This window comes from uncultured Sphingomonas sp. (assembly GCF_913778135.1).
GTDB lineage: Bacteria > Pseudomonadota > Alphaproteobacteria > Sphingomonadales > Sphingomonadaceae > Sphingomonas.
The window spans coordinates 1-17,708 of the sequence record NZ_CAJYVU010000073.1 but is presented as its reverse complement, the minus strand read 5'-3'; the positions used below and the strand labels follow the sequence as shown (position 1 = coordinate 17,708).

Annotated in this window: 17 protein-coding genes and 1 other RNA gene; 7 read left to right on the top strand and 11 right to left on the bottom strand. The window is 68.3% G+C overall.

Annotated elements, in window-relative coordinates; all coding sequences use genetic code 11:
* Window positions 1-24 precede the first annotated feature (24 nt).
* Window positions 25-395: a transfer-messenger RNA gene (gene ssrA / locus QZ847_RS07215) on the top strand.
* A 136-nt stretch (window positions 396-531) separates the two neighbouring features.
* On the opposite strand, the gene QZ847_RS07210 is transcribed toward ssrA, so the two are convergent.
* Window positions 532-1,884 (bottom strand): dihydrolipoyl dehydrogenase, encoded by a 1,353-nt coding sequence (locus QZ847_RS07210; protein WP_294354838.1) that lies wholly within the window; start codon window positions 1,882-1,884, stop codon window positions 532-534.
* 142 nt (window positions 1,885-2,026) lie between these two features.
* Here QZ847_RS07210 and QZ847_RS07205 point away from each other — a divergent pair, with 142 nt between their 5' ends.
* On the top strand, window positions 2,027-2,290 hold the full coding sequence (locus QZ847_RS07205; protein WP_294190502.1) for a hypothetical protein: 264 nt from the start codon (window positions 2,027-2,029) through the stop codon (window positions 2,288-2,290).
* Between the two features lie 66 nt (window positions 2,291-2,356).
* Here QZ847_RS07205 and QZ847_RS07200 read toward each other — a convergent pair whose 3' ends face one another.
* Both QZ847_RS07200 and QZ847_RS07195 read right to left on the bottom strand, forming a co-directional pair.
* Window positions 2,357-3,250: an SDR family oxidoreductase gene (locus QZ847_RS07200; protein ID WP_294354834.1), complete on the bottom strand. Its 894-nt coding sequence runs from the start codon at window positions 3,248-3,250 to the stop codon at window positions 2,357-2,359.
* Window positions 3,251-3,295: 45 nt separating this feature from the next.
* Complete coding sequence (locus QZ847_RS07195; RefSeq protein ID WP_294354829.1) at window positions 3,296-5,122, bottom strand: glycoside hydrolase family 15 protein; 1,827 nt, start codon at window positions 5,120-5,122, stop codon at window positions 3,296-3,298.
* 215 nt (window positions 5,123-5,337) lie between these two features.
* On the opposite strand from QZ847_RS07195, the gene QZ847_RS07190 reads away from it, so the two are divergent.
* Window positions 5,338-5,850 (top strand): GNAT family N-acetyltransferase, encoded by a 513-nt coding sequence (locus tag QZ847_RS07190; RefSeq protein WP_294354827.1) that lies wholly within the window; start codon window positions 5,338-5,340, stop codon window positions 5,848-5,850.
* Between the two features lie 9 nt (window positions 5,851-5,859).
* On the opposite strand, the gene QZ847_RS07185 is transcribed toward QZ847_RS07190, so the two are convergent.
* Both QZ847_RS07185 and QZ847_RS07180 read right to left on the bottom strand, forming a co-directional pair.
* Window positions 5,860-6,240, bottom strand: a complete 381-nt coding sequence (locus tag QZ847_RS07185; protein WP_294190498.1) for a hypothetical protein — start codon at window positions 6,238-6,240, stop codon at window positions 5,860-5,862.
* A 65-nt stretch (window positions 6,241-6,305) separates the two neighbouring features.
* Window positions 6,306-6,569: a hypothetical protein gene (locus QZ847_RS07180; protein ID WP_294354823.1), complete on the bottom strand. Its 264-nt coding sequence runs from the start codon at window positions 6,567-6,569 to the stop codon at window positions 6,306-6,308.
* A gap of 137 nt (window positions 6,570-6,706) precedes the next feature.
* On the opposite strand from QZ847_RS07180, the gene QZ847_RS07175 reads away from it, so the two are divergent.
* The gene (locus QZ847_RS07175) at window positions 6,707-7,726 is read left to right on the top strand and encodes an LLM class flavin-dependent oxidoreductase (RefSeq protein WP_294354819.1); all 1,020 of its coding nucleotides are present in this window, start codon (window positions 6,707-6,709) and stop codon (window positions 7,724-7,726) included.
* 21 nt (window positions 7,727-7,747) lie between these two features.
* Here QZ847_RS07175 and QZ847_RS07170 read toward each other — a convergent pair whose 3' ends face one another.
* Window positions 7,748-7,882, bottom strand: a complete 135-nt coding sequence (locus tag QZ847_RS07170; protein ID WP_294354816.1) for a hypothetical protein — start codon at window positions 7,880-7,882, stop codon at window positions 7,748-7,750.
* A 131-nt stretch (window positions 7,883-8,013) separates the two neighbouring features.
* Here QZ847_RS07170 and QZ847_RS07165 point away from each other — a divergent pair, with 131 nt between their 5' ends.
* Window positions 8,014-9,099 (top strand): spore photoproduct lyase family protein, encoded by a 1,086-nt coding sequence (locus tag QZ847_RS07165; protein WP_294354813.1) that lies wholly within the window; start codon window positions 8,014-8,016, stop codon window positions 9,097-9,099.
* Window positions 9,100-9,321: 222 nt separating this feature from the next.
* Here the strand turns inward: QZ847_RS07165 and QZ847_RS07160 are convergent, their stop codons facing one another.
* From QZ847_RS07160 to QZ847_RS07140, 5 genes are all read right to left on the bottom strand, one after another.
* The gene (locus QZ847_RS07160) at window positions 9,322-9,663 is read right to left on the bottom strand and encodes an SWIB/MDM2 domain-containing protein (protein WP_365344620.1); all 342 of its coding nucleotides are present in this window, start codon (window positions 9,661-9,663) and stop codon (window positions 9,322-9,324) included.
* A 181-nt stretch (window positions 9,664-9,844) separates the two neighbouring features.
* Window positions 9,845-10,213 (bottom strand): reverse transcriptase-like protein, encoded by a 369-nt coding sequence (locus QZ847_RS07155; RefSeq protein WP_366930180.1) that lies wholly within the window; start codon window positions 10,211-10,213, stop codon window positions 9,845-9,847.
* Window positions 10,210-10,749, bottom strand: a complete 540-nt coding sequence (locus QZ847_RS07150; protein WP_294354808.1) for a pseudouridine synthase — start codon at window positions 10,747-10,749, stop codon at window positions 10,210-10,212. Before QZ847_RS07150 ends, QZ847_RS07155 begins: the two co-directional genes overlap by 4 nt.
* Complete coding sequence (locus QZ847_RS07145; RefSeq protein ID WP_294354805.1) at window positions 10,746-12,395, bottom strand: NAD(P)/FAD-dependent oxidoreductase; 1,650 nt, start codon at window positions 12,393-12,395, stop codon at window positions 10,746-10,748. The genes QZ847_RS07150 and QZ847_RS07145 overlap by 4 nt, the downstream gene beginning before the upstream one ends.
* A 40-nt stretch (window positions 12,396-12,435) precedes the next feature.
* Window positions 12,436-12,819, bottom strand: coding sequence for a helix-turn-helix domain-containing protein (locus tag QZ847_RS07140; protein ID WP_294190490.1), 384 nt, complete (start codon window positions 12,817-12,819; stop codon window positions 12,436-12,438).
* A 95-nt stretch (window positions 12,820-12,914) separates the two neighbouring features.
* Here QZ847_RS07140 and QZ847_RS07135 point away from each other — a divergent pair, with 95 nt between their 5' ends.
* On the top strand, window positions 12,915-13,976 hold the full coding sequence (locus QZ847_RS07135; RefSeq protein WP_294354801.1) for an SDR family oxidoreductase: 1,062 nt from the start codon (window positions 12,915-12,917) through the stop codon (window positions 13,974-13,976).
* Between the two features lie 65 nt (window positions 13,977-14,041).
* Window positions 14,042-17,659, top strand: coding sequence for a hydantoinase B/oxoprolinase family protein (locus tag QZ847_RS07130; RefSeq protein WP_294354796.1), 3,618 nt, complete (start codon window positions 14,042-14,044; stop codon window positions 17,657-17,659).
* Window positions 17,660-17,708 lie beyond the last annotated feature (49 nt).

The following is a 17,708-nucleotide window of genomic DNA, read 5'->3' as shown; positions in this document are numbered from 1 at the left end:
GGCGATGCATCAACCCGTACGTACGGGCTTTCACAACCGCGCGACCGTGCCTATATCGATCGTGCCGGGTTCTACCCGGATATGGCGATAAAGTGCGGCGTAGAATAGACGCAGCGGACCCGGGGGCGGTACCCGGCGGCTCCACCACTTGTGCCGCAACGTCGACATGCGTGAAGCGTGTTGGCTAAGCGGCTCAGCTGATGGGGCCGAACTAGGATCGACGTGTGTTGAAAGGCGCTGTTTTCGCTCGGAATGGGACCACCGCAACGGCCCATTACACAAGTGCCAACGATAACGAAGCACTCGCGATTGCGGCGTAACTGAAGACCTAACGGTCTGACGTTACACCAAAATAGCGCGGTTCGGACCCCACCGGGCAACAGAAGGGGAAACCAGCGGTTCGGAGGGCACCGGGCAACAGAAGCCCCTCCACCTCATCACGATAACCTGATGCTGCGCGCGCGAGTGGCGCCATGATCGCCAGCTACGTGGCTCGACTTCGGACCGAGGGAGCCTCGTGCGGGCAGCGCCTTAATCCTCGATCCCGGCCAGATCGCGCGCGGCGCTCTGGAGCAGCTCCTCGATCGTCGGGTGATACCATGCCTGATCAGCGAAGGTCGCGGCATCCATGTCGCGGTCGAGCGCCATCGCAACGAGATGGCCGAGGTGTTCACCCTCAGGCGCGACGATGCTCGCGCCGATCAGCCTGCCGTCCGCGTCGCCGTACAGGCGGACCACACTCTTGTCGTGTCCGTCCGCGGTCGCGCGGCCGTTGTCGCACACCTTGGCGGAGCCGATCCGCACGCCCTCGGGCAGGTCGGTGAAGCCGGTGCCGACCTGAACGATGTTGGGCTCGGTGAACGCGATCGCCAGCGACGGAAGCGTGCGCCACGGTGCGCCGCCCGCCGCGATATCGCCCGCGATCTGCCCGCCGCGCGCCGCCTCGTGCAGCACCGGGCGCCAGGCATTCGCGTCGCCGACGATGAAGATGCGACTGTCGCCGCAGCGGCGGCTGGCTTTGTCGAACAGCGGCGTGCCGTGGTCGTCGAGCGCGATCCCGGTCGTCGCGAGGTCGAGCGTGTCGAGCGCCGGCTTGCGCCCCGTCGCGGCGAGGATCAGGTCGACCTCGACCTCGCCGCCGTCCCAGGTCAGGCGCGCGGCGTCGCCGGCGCGTTCGGCCTTGGCCTCGACGCCGAGATGCAGGTCGATCTCCGAACCCATCGCATCGATCGCGGCGTCGTTGGCGACCGGATCCGACAGGCCGCCCAATGTGTCACCGGGATCGAACACGCTGACCGCGACGCCCAGTCGCGCGAAGGCCTGCGCGAGTTCGAGGCCGAGCGGCCCGGCGCCGAGCACCGCCAGTCGCCTGGGTAACGTATCGAGTTCGAAGATCGTCTCGTGCGTGTGGACGAGGTCGCGGACGGGATCGAGGCTGTCGGGCACGACCGGGCGCGCGCCCGCCGCGATGACGATCCCGCCGCGCGCGACGATCCGCATGTCGCCGACGCGTACCGCATCGGGACCGTCGAACCGTGCGGTGCCGTGAACGACCTGCGCGGCCGGGATAGCGTGGTAATCGTCGAGCACCGATTTGACGAAGCGGTCGCGCTCGCGCCGCAGCCGCGCCCACATCGCGGGTACGTCGATCTCGATCGCGCCCGTTTTGACGCCGAACAGGTCTGCGCCGCGTGCCTCGTGTGCGGTGCGTGCCGCGGCGATCAGCAGCTTGGACGGCATGCAGCCGACGCGCGTGCACGTCGATCCGCCGGGGCCGCGTTCAATGATGACGGTGTCGGCGCCGCGCGCGGTTGCGGCCTTGTACGCCTTCAACCCGGCGGTGCCGGCACCGATCACGATCACGTCGCATGTTCTGTCGGTCACTGCTCGTCTCCGCGGACGCCGTGTCCGATCATATCCTGTATCAAGATATTCAACCCACGCCGGTTCCGTGGACGGGGACAAATAGCCGGTGGATCACGCGGGAAAGCCGGCGCGTTGCAATGATGGAAGGAGGCGTGCGCGAATGCCGGAGAATGAGGATTACGCGCGCGGCCGCCGCGACGGATTGCGGCTCGCGCTGGCGACCCTCGCCGCGGAAGAGGCGAAATGGGCCGCGCTGCTGGGCGAGAGTCAATCGTGGCGCACCAACGCGACGCGCGAAGTCCGGCACAAGACGCTGCAGGTGGCGCAGAAGCGCGTGCAGACGGTACTCAACCGCCTGATCCCGCGTCAGGGCGAGGAGGTCAGCGAGGAAGTGGCGGCGGCACTGTCGCGGCTCGGGCTGTAACGCCGCCTCCCACCGCCAGCCGGCGCAGCTGCTCACCCCGTCGCAGGGGCGAGCAGTTGCAGCAGATCAGGCGATACCCGCGCCGCCGGTGACGCCGTAAACCTCACCGTTGATGTAGCTCGCCTCCTGGCTGGCGAGCAGCACGTAGACCGGCGCGATTTCGACCGGCTGGCCGGGGCGGCCGTAGGCGCTCTTCTCGCCAAAGTGCATCACCGCCTCGGGCGGCTGGCCACCCGACGATTGCAACGGGGTCCAGAACGGGCCCGGCGCGACGACATTGGCGCGGATGCCCTTCTCCAGCAGCTGCGCGGCGAGCGCCTTGGTATAGGCAACGATTCCCGCCTTGGTGGTCGCGTAATCGAGCAGCGTCGCCGACGGGTCGTACGCCTGGACCGACGCGGTGGTGATGATCGCCGCGCCCGCGGGCAGGTGAGGCACCGCCGCCTGCGTGATCCAGTGCATGGCGTACAGGTTGGTCTTCATCGTCTCGTCGAAATCCTTCGACGACACCTCAAACAGATTCTCGCGACTCTGCTGATGGCCTGCGTTGATGACTAGCAGATCAAGCCCGCCGAGCTTCTCGACCGCCTGCGACACCATGTCGCGGCACCAGTCCTCGTTCGTGATGTCGCCGGGCAGCGCAACCGCGGTACGACCCTCCGCCTCGATCAGCTTCACGACCTCGGCCGCGTCGGCTTCCTCGGCGGGAAGGTAGGAGATCGCGACATCGGCACCCTCGCGCGCGAAGGCGATCGCGGCGGCGCGGCCGATCCCGCTGTCGGCACCGGTGACGAGCGCCTTGCGGCCGGTCAGCTTGTTCGCACCCTTGTAGCTCGTCTCGCCGTGGTCGGGCACCGGCTCCATCTTGCGTGCCTCGCCCGGCACCGGCTGCGGCTGGCGCGGGAACGGCGGCTTGGGATATTGCGCGCGCGGATCCTGTATCGTCATGCGATCGGTCATGTTTCTGCTCCTGTGGGGACGGGGTGCGAACGCGCGAGCGCGCGATCAGTCGCAGTCCGCTTTCTCATGCAGCGCGGCGAGTGCCATGACGTGCGCCAGATGGCTCAACCCCTGCGGCAGATTGCCGAGAAAGGCGCCGCTCTCCGGATCGATCATCTCCGACAAGATGCCGTTGCCGTGCGACAAGGCCTGCGTCAGCCGCACAAGCCGCGCACGTGCGTCGTCGCGGTGCCCCAGTTCGGACAGCGCCTCGACCATCCAGAACGAGCAGGCGATGAAACAGCCTTCCTCCTTCTCCATGCCCGAATAGCGATAGTGGAACGCGCCCGCGCCCAGTTCGCGGTCAATCGCGTCGAGCGTCAGCTTCAATCGCTCGCGCCCGTCGAAGCCGAAACGGACCGCCAGCGCCAGCGACGCGTCGAGCTTGTCGCTGCCAGGATACATGACGAAGGCCTGCTTCGTCTCCGACCAGCATTGGTCCTCGATCCAGCGCGCGATCCGGTCGCGCTCGCGGCTCCAGCGTTCGCGGCAGGTGGTCGGCAACTGTCCCTGATCGGCCAGCTCGACCGCGCGGGCGAGTGCCTGCCAGCAGCTGATCTTCGACATGGTGTAATGCTGCTCGTCCTGCAGCTCCCACATGCCTGCGTCGGGCGTGCGCCAGCGATCGGCGCATTCGTCGGCCAGATGCGCCAGCAACTCGGCGCTCGCACTGTCGAGGATATTGCCGCACGCGACGAAACAGGCCGCCGTCTCGAAGATGTCGCCGTAGACGCCGTGCTGCTGCTGATCCGTCGCCAGATTGCCGGTCACGACGGGTGTCGACCCGCGATAGCCCGGCATCGCCCATTCGGACACGTCCGGCACCACTCCGCCGCCCAGCGTATAGCAGACCCGCGTTCCCGTCTCGCGCAGCTGGTTCAGCAGCCAGGTGAACGCGGCCTTCGCCTCGGCCTCCGCGCCCGCGGCCAGGAACGCCTTGATCGTATACCCTGCGTCGCGGATCCAGGCGTAGCGATAGTCCCAGTTCTTCTCGCCCCCGATCTCTTCGGGTACCGACGTTGTCGCCGCCGCCGCGATCGCGCCCGAGGGCGAGTAGAGCAGCAGCTTGAGCGCCAGCGCGCTGCGCAGGAACGCGTCGCGGTCCGCCCCGGAATAGGAGACGCGGGCACACCAGTCGCGCCATTCCTGGTCGGACACGTCGATCCGCTCGTCGATCTGGCGGATGTCGGGCGCGACGAGCGGCTCGTCGCGGCCGGCGACAATCGCGACGGTGCAGCGTTCGCCGGCGGCGACGCACAGCGTGCCGGTGATCCCCTCGTCCGCCCAGTCGCACGTCATCGCGTCGTCGTGGACGAACAGCCCCAGCACGCGCTCGACGTGGAAGACGGTGTGCTCGCCGATCGTCGAATGGTATGGATTGACCGTATCACCGCGCCGTCCGGGACGCATGACGAGGTCGAACGCGACTTTCCCCTCGATCCCCTCGACCCGCCGCGCCAGTTCCGCCCACGGCAGGCGCCCGGCGGTGCCGCTGTTCATCGATTCGGTCAGCCGCGCACGGCCCGAAGCAGTTGTGAAGACCGTCTCCAGCACGTTGCTCTCGTCGCGGTAGCGCCGCTCGACCGTGAACGGCTCGGTCGGTTGCAGCACGAAGCGGCCGCCGTTCTCCGCATCGAGCAGACGGTCGAACAACGGGGCTGAATCCATGTTCGGCACGCACCACCAGTCGATCGACCCGTCGCTGCCCGACAGCGCGACCGAGCGCCCGTCGCCCAGCGCGCCGTAACGTTCGAGCGGCAGGTAGCCGTCGATCCGTGCCGTCTGGTCGACCGACGCATGCGCGCGGGTCAGCAGATGGGAGAGCAAAGTCATCGAATTGCACACGCCGTGCGCGGCTGCTCGCCGGAAAGGATGAAGTGGGGCACGCGCGTTCCTTGACCGTGGTTCACGCATCAGAATGTTTGTGACCTGCGTTAGTTCGCACGCGCCACACGAAAGCATCGCGGACGGCTGCGGAGCGGAACGCCCGCTCGGCCGTTTCTTCGAGGAGGTTGCATCAAAGGCGCCGCGCACACAGGAGACGGACGATGAAGTGGGACGAGACCGAGACGCTGGTGACGCGTACCGGCTTCCGCTTCTTCCTGCGACCGGTCACGCGCCGCGACGAGGAAACGCTGGCCGAGCTGTTCCGGCAGGTGTCGGCCGAAGACCTTCGCTTCCGCTTCCTGTCGGGCGGGCGCGAGCTGAGCGAGGAGCGTTTCGCCGGGCTGCTGTCCGACCCACGCGCGCGCCACACCAGCTTCCTCGCCTTCGACGAGCGGCGCGAAGTGATCGCGTCGGCGACGCTGAAGGGCGATGCCGATGGCGAGCATTGCGAGGTCGCGATCATGATCCGCGCCGCGTCGAAGGGGCGTGGGATTGGGTGGACGCTGCTCGACTACCTCGTCGGCTACGCGATCAACGCGGGTTACGCGACAATGCTGTCGATCGAGGACCGCGAGAACCACGAATCGATCATGCTGCAACGCCAGATGGGCTTCGCGACCGAGCCGGTGCCCGACGAACCGTCGCTGGTGCGCGTCCGGCGACGGTTGCGCTGATCGGTCCGCTTACAGGCCAAGCGCATAGGTGATGACGAAACACGCCGCGGTCAGCAGCAGCATCGCGGTGATGAACGTCGCATCGGCGACACGCTCCATCGCGTGCAGCCGGCGATGGTCGAGACTGCGCAGCGAGAAATAGGACGCGAGCGTCGCGACCAGGAACAGCAATGCGTCGACCGCGAGCAGATCGTCGGCGATGCCGGCGCGCCGCCCGATCGCGATCGACACGTGGAGCAGCCCGATACCCGTCAGGCACACGCCCACCATCGCCGAGGCGATCGGGCAGATCAGCCGGCAGATGCGCTCGTCGAGCTGGCGTCGGCGCTGCCGCGCCGTATCGGTGATCGCGGAACCTTCCATTGCCGGCGTGCATGCGGTCGCGGGCATGACGCCGCGCTGACCCGCACCTGACCGATCGATCATCTACGCGGGGCCCGGGTTCGACCGGGCGTTTAGCGCTCGTTTCTGGCCGGAGCGTCGCGCAGCACCGCTAGCCGGTCACGCATCCACTCACGCTTGAACCGTGTGTAATTGCTTTCGCCCAGGTGGATGTCGCGATCCTCGACCCACAGCTGCAACTCGGTCAGCGCCTCGCGTTCGTCGGCGTCGAGCGTGGCGGGATCGGGTACGCCGGCGCGCAAATCATCCGCCACGACATCGCCCCCCTCTGCCACACGCAGCAGCGTCAGCATCAGAAAGGCGCGTTGGTCCGGCACGCGCGCATGTTAAGCAAGTGCGACAGCGCAGCAACCGCAGAGGCTTACATTTTGGTCGAACGGCGGTGCTGTCGCGAAACGATGCTGTTCGGTGCGCGGCCTTGTTCTCCCTGCGTGTCGCCGCCAGCTCGTAGCGCATGAAAAGTATCGGTTTTCTGTCGTTCGGGCACTGGTCTCCTTCCGCGCAATCGGCGACGCGTTCGGCGCGCGACGTGCTGCTGCAATCGATCGACCTCGCGGTCGCCGCCGAGGAGCTTGGGGCGGATGGCGCCTATTTTCGCGTGCACCATTTCGCGCAGCAGCTCGCGTCGCCGTTCCCGCTGCTCGCCGCGGTCGGCGCGAAGACGAGCCGGATCGAGATCGGCACCGGCGTGATCGACATGCGCTACGAGAATCCCTTCTACATGGCGGAGGACGCAGGGTCGGCCGACCTGATCGGCGGCGGGCGGCTGCAATTGGGATTGAGCCGCGGCTCGCCCGAGCAGGTGATCGATGGCTGGCGCTATTTCGGCTACGCGCCCGTCGAAGGGCAGAGCGACGCCGACATGGGACGCCGCCACGCCGAGGTGTTCCTCGAGTTGCTGAAAGGCGAGGGCTTCGCGCAGCCTAATCCGCGGCCGATGTTCGCTAATCCGCCCGGGCTGCTGCGGCTCGAGCCGCATTCGCCGGGCCTGCGCGACCGCATCTGGTGGGGGTCGGGTGCAAATGCGACCGCGGTGTGGGCGGCGCAGATGGGCATGAACCTGCAGAGCTCGACACTGAAGGCGGACGAAACAGGCGAGCCGTTCCACGTCCAGCAGGCGAAACAGATCCGCCTCTACCGCGATGCGTGGGACAAGGCCGGCCACCAGCGCCGCCCGCGCGTGTCGGTGTCGCGATCGATCTTTGCGATCACCAACGACATCGACCGCGCCTATTTCGGGCGCGACGGCGAGGGTGGCGATCAGGTCGGGATCATCGACAACATGCGCGCCGTGTTCGGTCGATCCTACGCCGCCGAACCCGATCGCCTGATCGAGCAGCTACGCGGAGACGAGGCGATCGCGGAGGCCGACACGCTGCTGCTAACCGTGCCCAACCAGCTCGGCGTCGACTATAACGCGCATGTGATCGAAAGCATCCTGACGCATGTCGCGCCCGCGCTCGGCTGGCGTTGATCTGCCTAGGCGTGGCAGGGATCAGCCGATCACGTTGCCCGCGATCAGCAGCATCGTCAGCGTCGCGACGAGCAGAAAGGCGAGGTAGTACAGCCCGTAGCTGATCGGCACTTCCGATTGTTCGTGAAATGCCTCGCCCTCGACGTGCTCGCTCATCTTCCTCGTCCCTTGCTGCTCGATCGATCGTGTAACCACGCGGGCAAGCGGATCGATCCCGTCCACCCCGAATGAGCTGGGGACACAGGCGCGGTGCCGCTCGTTGATGCGCGATGGCGACGGCGGCACCAGTGGATCAGCAAGCGTCGGGCGCGCGGGCGCCGCGTGCATGGCGACCCAGGCGCGTGCTGGTGACGCACTCGGCGATGACCTTTGCGCACGGCCGCCAGATTGCCGAGCGGGCGGCGGCGCAGGGGATCGAGGTGGTCGCGCTCTCGGGCGACCGGCTCAACCTTTCCTTTTCCGACGATCCGCGCCGTGCCTATGCCGAGGCGAAGAACACGCTCGCGGTCACGGTCGCGCCGCCATCGAAACGCCGGTTGCAGCCGATCGCGCCCAGCGCCGACTGGCGCGTCGATCTGGCGGAAGGCTGCCCGGCGCATTGCAGCTACTGCTATCTCGCCGGGTCGCTGAAAGGTCCGCCGATCACGCGCGTCTACGCCAATCTCGACGAAATATTGGGCACGTTGCCCGATTATCTGGGGCAGGGCACGATCACCTCGCGCTCGCACACCCGCGCGCACGAGGGCACGACGTTCGAGGCGTCGTGCTACACCGATCCGCTCGCGCTCGAGCCGCTGACGGGGTCGCTGTCCGCCGCGATCGCGTGGTTCGGGGAGTGGCAGGCTGACGCGCAACTGCGTTTCACCACCAAGTTCGCCGACGTGGGCCCCTTGCTCGCGCTCGATCACGGCGGACGCACGCGGATGCGCGCCTCGCTCAACCCGCCCGCCTTTGCACGGTTTGAGGGCGGCACCGCGCGCGTCCACGACCGACTGGCGGCGCTCGCGCGGATGGCTGCGGCGGGCTACCCCATTGGGCTGACGATCGCGCCTATCATCGCGGCGCAAGGGTGGGAGGAGGCGTACGGCGCGCTGATTGCCGACGCCGCCGCGGCGCTCGCGGGACTGCCCGACCTCGACCTGACGGTGGAGTTGATAACCCACCGCTTCAACACGGGCTCGAAAGCGGTGCTCGACAGCTGGTATCCCGGTTCCGCGCTCGACATGACCGCGACCAATCGCGTCACCAAGCGGACCAAATTCGGTGCGGAGAAGCAGGTGTATGACGCCGCAACGATGCGCAGCCTGCGCGGTTTCTTCGAACGTCAGATCACCGACGCGCTGCCCGCGGCGCGTATTCTCTACTGGACCTGAGCGCCTGAACGTTTCGCAACCGATACGTGGTGCAACTGAGTCATTTACCGCTAGCCCGTGACGAGCGACACCGTCGGTGTATGCGCTGGGCGGGGTACGTCTCAGCGATGACGAACGCGGGCACCGACAGGCTGCGTCAAACATCAAGCGGCCGACCGCGGCGTCCGGTGGGACGCCGGCGATCGGCCGAACGGGTCGGTCGCGCGCGTACGCGCGAGTTGATCAGGCCTTCTTGGCGGTCAGGTGCGCGCTCAGGAACTTGTTCATCTCGAACATGCTCGCCGACTTCTTGCCGAAGATCTTCTCCAGCTTGTCATCCGCGTTGATCTGGCGGCGATCCTTCGCGTCCTGAAGGTCGTGCTTCTTGATGTATTCCCACACCTTGCTGACGACCTCGCTGCGCGGCAGGTCGTCCTTGCCGACGATCTCGGCCAAGTCGGCGGACGGGGTCACCGGCGCGGTGATGCCGCCGCGTGCGCCGCTGGCGGGCTTGCCGGTTGCCTTGACCTTCTTCTCCGCGGCTGCGGTCTCGTCCTTGCCGCGCTTCTCTGCCGAACGTGCCATCATCTACTCCCTTTGAGCCTGCGGCGCCCGGCATGGGCGCGCCGCCGTGAACCGTTGTCGTCGGGGCAAGCGTGAGAAACGCTGCCGTAATGACATGTCGTCGTACCGTTTGCCGAGCAGGTCAACATCCAGCGTAGGCGGGTGTTCCGCTTTTCGACCGCAGGACTGCGTGGAAAGATGGCTAACGCATGTGTCCGGCAGCGAGCGCGACGCCGGCAAGGTTCTGAGATCGCCCGATATGTCGCACGCGCATCGGCATGCCCACGGCCTTGAGCGCCAGGAACGTTGCCAGGTGCTCCTTGTGCGCCGCCGGCACCTTGGCGCGCCCGGTCGCCTGCGCGACGACCGCCGCGGCGTCGCCCAGCAGCACGACCGGCCCGAGTCCCTGCGCCACGACCCGGCGCGCGGCGTCGATCAGCGCGAGCCACTCGGCCTCCATGCTGGTGCCCGCGCCCAGCCCGCGCGTGACGAAGGGCTGCCCAGCAATTACTACTGCCGTCTCCATACCGCCGGGCAGCGGGCGGAGGCCACCATCGAAGAAGACCTTCACCCGCGCGCCCACGTGCCCGGCGCGATGCCGTTGAGCGTCCAGTCGCCGATCTGCCAGCGCACCAGTCTGAGCGTCGGCAATCCGACCGCCGCAGTCATGCGCCGCACCTGCCGGTTGCGCCCCTCGCGGATCGTCAGCCGCAGCCAGTGATCGGGCACGCTCGCGCGGTAGCGGACCGGCGGGTCGCGCGTCCACAGGTTGGGTGGGTCGATCGCCTCCACCTCGGCAGGGCGCGTCGGCCCATCGTTCAGCACCACGCCGCGGCGCAGGGCGGCAAGCGCGGCCTCATCAGGCGCGCCCTCGACCTGCACCAGATAGGTCTTTGCGAGCTTGAACTTCGGATCGGCGATGCGCGCCTGCAACCGTCCGTCGTCAGTCAGCAGCAGCAGTCCTTCGCTGTCGCGGTCGAGCCGCCCGGCCGGGTAGACGCCCGGCACCGCGACGAAATCGGACAAGGTCTGGCGCGGCGTGGGTGATTTCGCGTCGGTGAACTGGCTCAGCACACCGAACGGCTTGTTGAACGCGATCAGCGTCACGCCGCGACGCGCACCGCGGCCTGTCTGGCGTGGCTGCGCACCATGTCGAGCGCGACCGCTTCCGCCACCTTGATCCCGTCGACCCCCGCCGACAGGATGCCGCCCGCGTAGCCCGCGCCCTCCCCCGCGGGGAACAGCCCGGCGGTGTTGAGGCTCTGCAGGTCGTCGCCGCGCGTGAAGCGGACAGGGGAGGAGGTGCGTGTCTCGACCCCGGTCATCACCACGTCCGCGTGATCATATCCCTTGATCTGCCGCCCGAATACCGGGATCGCTTCGCGCATCGCGGCGACCGCGAAATCGGGCAGGCATTGCGCGAGATCGGTCGGCGTCACGCCGGGCTTGTACGACGGCATCACCGACCCGAGCGAGGTCGACGCGCGGCCGGCGAGGAAGTCGCCGACGCGCTGCGCGGGCGCGTGATAATTGCGGCCGCCGGCGACGAACGCCTGCTCCTCCAGGCGCCGCTGAAGCGCGATGCCGGCGAGCGGATCGCCTGGAAAGTCGCGCGCGGGATCGATCGCGACGACGAAACCCGAGTTCGCATTGCGCTCGTTGCGCGAATATTGGCTCATCCCGTTGGTCGCGACGCGACCCTCTTCCGATGTTGCCGCCACCACCGTGCCGCCCGGGCACATGCAGAAGCTGTAAACGGTGCGCCCGTTCGAGCAGTGATGGGAGATATGGTATTCCGCCGCGCCCAGGATCGGGTTGCCCGCGTCCGCGCCGAAGCGCGCCTGGTCGATCCACGATTGCGGATGCTCGATCCTGACCCCGACCGAGAACGGCTTGGCCTCGGCGTGGACGCCCGCGGCGGCAAGCATCTCGAACGTGTCGCGCGCGCTATGGCCAATCGCCATGACGACGTGGCCCGCCTCCAGATAGCCGCCCCCGGCCAGATGCAGCCCGCGCACGCGCCGCTCGCCGGCTGGGTCGCGCTCGATGTGCAACCCGTCGACGCGGGTCGAGAAGCGATATTCGCCGCCAAGCTGCTCGATCTTGGCACGCATGCTTTCCACCATCGTGACGAGGCGGAACGTGCCGATGTGCGGGTGTGCCTCGGTCAGGATCTCCTCGGGTGCGCCCGCCGCGACGAATTCGGTCAGTACCTTGCGCGCCAGGTGCCGCGGGTCCTTGATCCGGCTGTAGAGCTTGCCGTCGGAGAAGGTGCCGGCGCCCCCTTCACCGTACTGCACGTTCGATTCGGGGTTCAGCACGCTGCGCCGCCACAACCCCCAGGTATCCTTGGTCCGCTCGCGCACCACCTTGCCGCGTTCGAGCACGATCGGGCGGAAACCCTGTTCGGCGAGGATCAGCGCGGCGAACAGCCCGCATGGGCCCGCGCCGATCACGACGGGGCGCATTGCGCCCTCCGGAGCGGTGGCGACGGGCTTGTAGCGCTGGTCGGGGGTCAGGCCGACGTCGCGGTCGCGGCGCAGCTTGGCGAGCACCGTGCCCTCGTTCTTCACCGCCACGTCGAGCGTGTAGACGAGCGCGATGTTGCTGCGGTCGCGCGCGTCATGCCCGCGCCGCGCGACCGTGAAGCGGATGAGGTCGCGCGGGGTGATCTTCAGCCGCTTCAGAATCGCGGCGGGCAGCGCCTCGTCGGCGTGGTGGAGCGGCAGCTTCAGGTCGTTGACGCGGATCATTTCAAACCCTTACACGGTCCCGTCGCGGCCGGAAACCGGCCTAGCCGCGCCGCCGGGCGGTCGGCCGCGCGCCCATTTGGTCGAGCGCGTCGGCATTGTCGCGTCCCCAGCCGTACAGCAGCTCCACCGGCTCGACAAAGCGCTGCCCGAGCGGCGTCAGCCGGTATTCGACCGCCGGCGGTATCGTGCCCTGCACGTGCCGCGAGACGAACCCGCTCGCCTCCATGTCGCGCAAGGTCTGCGTCAGCATCTTCTTCGATATGCCCGGCAGGCTGCGCTGGAGCACGCCGGTCCGCGCCGCACCGGCGTGGCGCGCGTCGAGCGTGTGGAGGATCATGCTGGTCCACTTGGTCGCGAACAGGTCCAGCACGCGGCGCGGTGCGCAATCCTCGCGCCACTCGTCTTCGGCGGTGCTGGTCGTCACTGGTTACCTCATGGTGCCTATGTCCCCGAACGGTGCCGTCTAGAAGCCCGCGCCGCCGCTGCCTAGCTCGGGTGCCGGCAATCGGGAGTTGAATAATGGCGAAGACGGCATTGGTGGTGGGTGCGAGCGGCATCATCGGCAGCGCGACCGCGGCGTTGCTGGTGAAACAGGGATGGACCGTTCACGGCCTCGCCAGGCGGCCGGTGCAGCAGGACGGGGTCGAGCCGGTCGCCGCCGACCTGCAGGATGCCGAGGCGACGCGCGCGGCACTCGCGAACATCAACCCCGACGCGGTGTTCATCACCACGTGGCTGCGGCAGAACAGCGAGGCGGAGAACATCCGCGTCAACGCCGGCATGGTGCGGAACCTGCTGGACGGCCTGCCCAAACCCACCGGCCCGCGCCACGTCGCGCTGGTTACCGGGTTGAAGCACTATCTCGGACCTTTCGAGGCATACGGCAAGGGCACGCTGCCGCAGACGCCGTTCCGCGAGGAACAGGGCCGGCTCGACGTCGAGAATTTCTATTACGCGCAGGAGGACGAGCTGTTCGCCGCCGCCGCGCGCGACGGCTTCACCTGGAGCGTGCATCGCCCGCACACGGTGATCGGCAAGGCGGTCGGCAATGCGATGAACCTGGGTACGACGCTGGCGGTCTACGCCACGATCTGTCGCGAAACGGGGCGGCCCTTCACCTTCCCCGGATCTGCGGCACAGTGGAACGGGCTGACCGACATGACCGACGCGCGCCAGCTCGCGCAGCAGTTGCTGTGGGCGACCGAAACCGAGGCGGCGCACGATCAGGCGTTCAACATCGTCAACGGCGACGTGTTTCGGTGGAGCTGGATGTGGGGCCGGATAGCCGATTGGTTCGGCATTGAGGCCGTGCCGTTCGATGGCACGGTTCGCCCCCTGGAACAGCAGATGGCCGACGACGCAGGAATATGGCGCGAGATTGCGGCGCGCGAAGGGCTGGCCGAGCCGAACCTCGATCGTCTCGCCTCGCCGTGGCACACCGACGCCGATCTCGGCCGTCCGATCGAGGTGGTGACCGACATGGGCAAGAGCCGTCGGCTGGGCTTCACCGCCTATCAGGCGACCGACGACGCGTTCTTCGACCTATTCGCCGACTTGCGCGCCGAGCGGCTGATCCCGTGAAGCGCAGCACTTTGACTTGAGGCGCGTTCCGCTCCTAGGGCATGTGCACCAGTGAAGGGGATGCGATGCCGGGCGAGTGGCAGTTCTGGATCGATCGCGGCGGCACCTTCACCGACGTGGTCGCGGTCGATCCGGCGGGCACGCTCTCCACGACCAAGCTGTTGTCGGAGGATCCCGGCCGCTACGCCGATGCCGCGGTGCACGCGATCCGGCAGCTGACCGGGGTTACGCAGGGCGATCTGCCGCCAGCCGACATCCGCCTCGGCACGACGGTCGCGACCAACGCGCTGCTCGAGCGCAAGGGCGTGCCGACGCTGCTCGCGATCACGCGCGGTTTTCGCGACGCGCTGGTGATCGGCTATCAGGACCGGCCCGACATTTTCGCGCGACATATCCGCCGCGCGGCGCCGCTCTACGCGCGGGTAATCGAGGTCGACGAGCGCGTCGACGCCGATGGCGGGACCGTCCGCGCGCTTGATCACGAGGCCGCGACCGCTGCGTTTCAGGCCGCCTACGACGAGGGGCTGCGCGCCGTCGCGATCGTGCTGGTCCACGGCTACCGCTATCCCGCGCACGAAGCGGCGCTGGCGGAGATCGCGCGCAACATCGGCTTCACGCAGGTGTCGGTCAGCCACCGCGTCGCGCCGCTGATCAGGCTGGTCGCGCGCGGCGACACCGCACTTGTCGACGCTTATTTGTCACCGGTGCTCGGCGACTATGTCGACGGCTTCGCGCGGGCACTCGGCGGCGGACAGGCGCCGCTGTTCATGCAGTCGAGCGGCGGGCTGATCGACGGCGCGGCGTTCAGCGGCAAGGACGCGCTGCTGTCGGGTCCTGCAGGCGGGATCGTCGGCATGGCGCGCACCGCTGAGGCCGTGGGGTTCGACCGCGTGATCGGTTTCGACATGGGCGGTACATCGACCGACGTGTCGCTCTATGCCGGACGCTACGAGCGCCGCAACGACGCGGTGATCGCGGGCGTCCGCGTCGCCGCGCCGACGATGCGGATCGACACGGTCGCGGCGGGTGGAGGCTCGATCTGCGCGCTGATCGGCGGGCGTCTGGTGGTCGGGCCAGAGTCGGCGGGCGCGGTGCCGGGGCCGGCCTGCTATCGTCGCGGCGGACCGTTGACCGTCACCGACTGCAACCTGATCCTCGGCAAGCTCCAACCCGATCACTTCCCCAGCCTGTTCGGTCCAACAGGCGATCAGCCACTCGACCCCGACGCGTCGAACGCGCGGCTCGACGCACTGCTGGACGAGGTGGAGGAAACGACGGGCGCCCGACCCGATCGGATGCAGGCGGCCGAAGGGCTGGTGGCGATTGCCGTCGCCAACATGGCCAAGGCGATCAAGGCGATCTCGGTCGCGCGCGGGCACGACCCCGCTGACTACGTGCTCGCCTGTTTCGGTGGCGCGGGCGGGCAACACGCCTGCCTCGTCGCCGATGCACTGGGCATGGATCGGGTGATGATCCACCCGCTCGCCGGCGTGCTGTCGGCCTTTGGCATGGGGCTGGCGGACCGGCGCGTGCTGCGCGAGGCGACGCTGTCGGCACCGCTCGCCGACCGCGGCGCAGTCGACGCAGCGGTGGCGGCACTGGAGCAGGAGGCGATCGACGCGCTCGTCGCGCAGGGGATCGAGGCGCGCGGTGTGCGGACCGAGGTGCGCGTCGAGCTGCGTCACGCTCGCGCCGATTACGGCATCGAGGTTGCGCTATCCGCGTCCGCGGCGATGGCCGACGACTTTCAGACGCAGCACCGCCGGCAGTTCGGCTACGCGCGCGAGGGCGATCTGGTCGCCGAGCTGGTGCGCGTTGAGGCGATCGCAGACAGCGGCGCACACGTCGACGCGGTGGTCACGCTGCCGCCGGAAAGCGCGCCCGCGGTCGCGCAGGTCAAGGTGCACCTCGCGGGTGAGACGCGCGACACCGTGCTTCACGACCGCGCTCATCTCGCCGTCGGTGCTACGATTACAGGGCCCGCCTTGATCGTCGATGCCGTGTCGACGACCGTGGTGGAACCTGGCTGGACTGCGCGCGTCGACGACCTGGGCAACCTGATCCTCTCGCGCCACTCAAAGCGCGAAGCCGTCGCGCAGGACGATCGGGTCGATCCGCTGCGGCTCGAGATCTTTGCCGGCCTGTTCATGGGGCTGGCCGAGGAGATGGGTGCCGCGCTCCAGCGCAGCGCCTCGTCGGTGAACATCCGCGAGCGGCTCGATTTCTCCTGTGCAATCTTCGATGCCGCGGGCAGTCTCGTCGCCAACGCGCCGCACATCCCGGTGCATCTCGGCTCGATGGGCGAGAGCATCCGCGCCGTGATCGCGCGGCGATCGGTGGCGGCGGACGGACGCGGGATGCGCGCGGGCGACGTCTACGCGCTGAATGCGCCGTATCAGGGCGGCACGCACCTGCCCGACATCACCGTCATCATGCCGGTGTTCGCGGAGCAAGTCGCGGAGCCCGCCTTCTTCGTCGCAGCGCGCGGGCACCACGCCGATGTCGGCGGCACCAGCCCCGGCTCGATGCCGCCCGACAGCACCAGCATCGAAGAGGAGGGCGTCATCCTCGACAATGTCCTGCTGGTCGAGGACGGCGCGATGCGCAGCGATGATCTGCGCGCACTGCTGTTGTCGGGGCGGTGGCCGTCGCGCAACGTCGAGCAGAACCTCGCCGATCTGGCCGCGCAGGTCGCCGCCTGCGCGCGCGGTGCTGATGGCCTTTCCCGCATGGTCGAGAGCTACGGTTACGCGAGCGTTGCGGCCTATATGGAGCATCTGCAGGCGCACGCCGACGATGCGGTGCGCGACTTGCTGCCGACGCTGCCCGACGGCGACTTCGCCTACGAACTGGACAACGGTGCGGTCGTGCGTGTCGCCTTCCGCGTCGATCGTGCGGCACGCACCGCGACGGTCGATTTCACCGGCACCAGCGCGCAACTGCCGAGCAACTTCAATGCTCCGGTATCGGTGGTACGCGCGGCGGTGCTCTACGTCATGCGCACGCTGATCGACGCGGCGATCCCGCTGAACGACGGCTTCCTGCGCTCGGTCGCGATCAACGTGCCTGCAGGCTCGATGCTAAACCCGCAATCCCCCGCCGCCGTTGTCGCGGGTAATGTCGAGACGAGCCAGGTCGTCACCGACGCGCTGCTCGGCGCGCTGGGCGCACAAGCGGCGTCGCAGGGGACGATGAACAACTTCACCTTCGGTGACGAACGCCACCAATATTACGAGACGATCGCGGGCGGCACCGGCGCGGGTGCGGACTTCCCCGGCACGGCCGTGGTGCAGAGCCACATGACCAACAGCCGCCTGACCGATCCCGAGGTGCTGGAAACCCGCTTTCCCGTGCTGGTGGAGGAATTCTCGATCCGGTCGGGATCGGGCGGGACGGGCGCGCAGCCCGGTGGCGACGGCGCGATCCGCCGCGTCCGCTTCCGTGCGGGCATGCGCGCCGCGATCCTGTCCAACCGCCGCCGCATCGCGCCGTTCGGGCTGGCGGGCGGAGGCGATGGCGCGACGGGCGCGAACCGCGTCCAGCGCGTCGACGGTCGTGTCGAGCAGCTCGGATCGACCGCCGCGGTCGACATGCGCGCGGGCGACGTGTTCGTGATCGAGACGCCGGGCGGTGGCGGCTACGGCCCTGACGACGGCGCGCCGGCGCGCGAGGATGCGCGCTGATGCTGGTGCTCGCCGGCATCGCGGTGATCGCACTGGGCTTCCTGCTGCG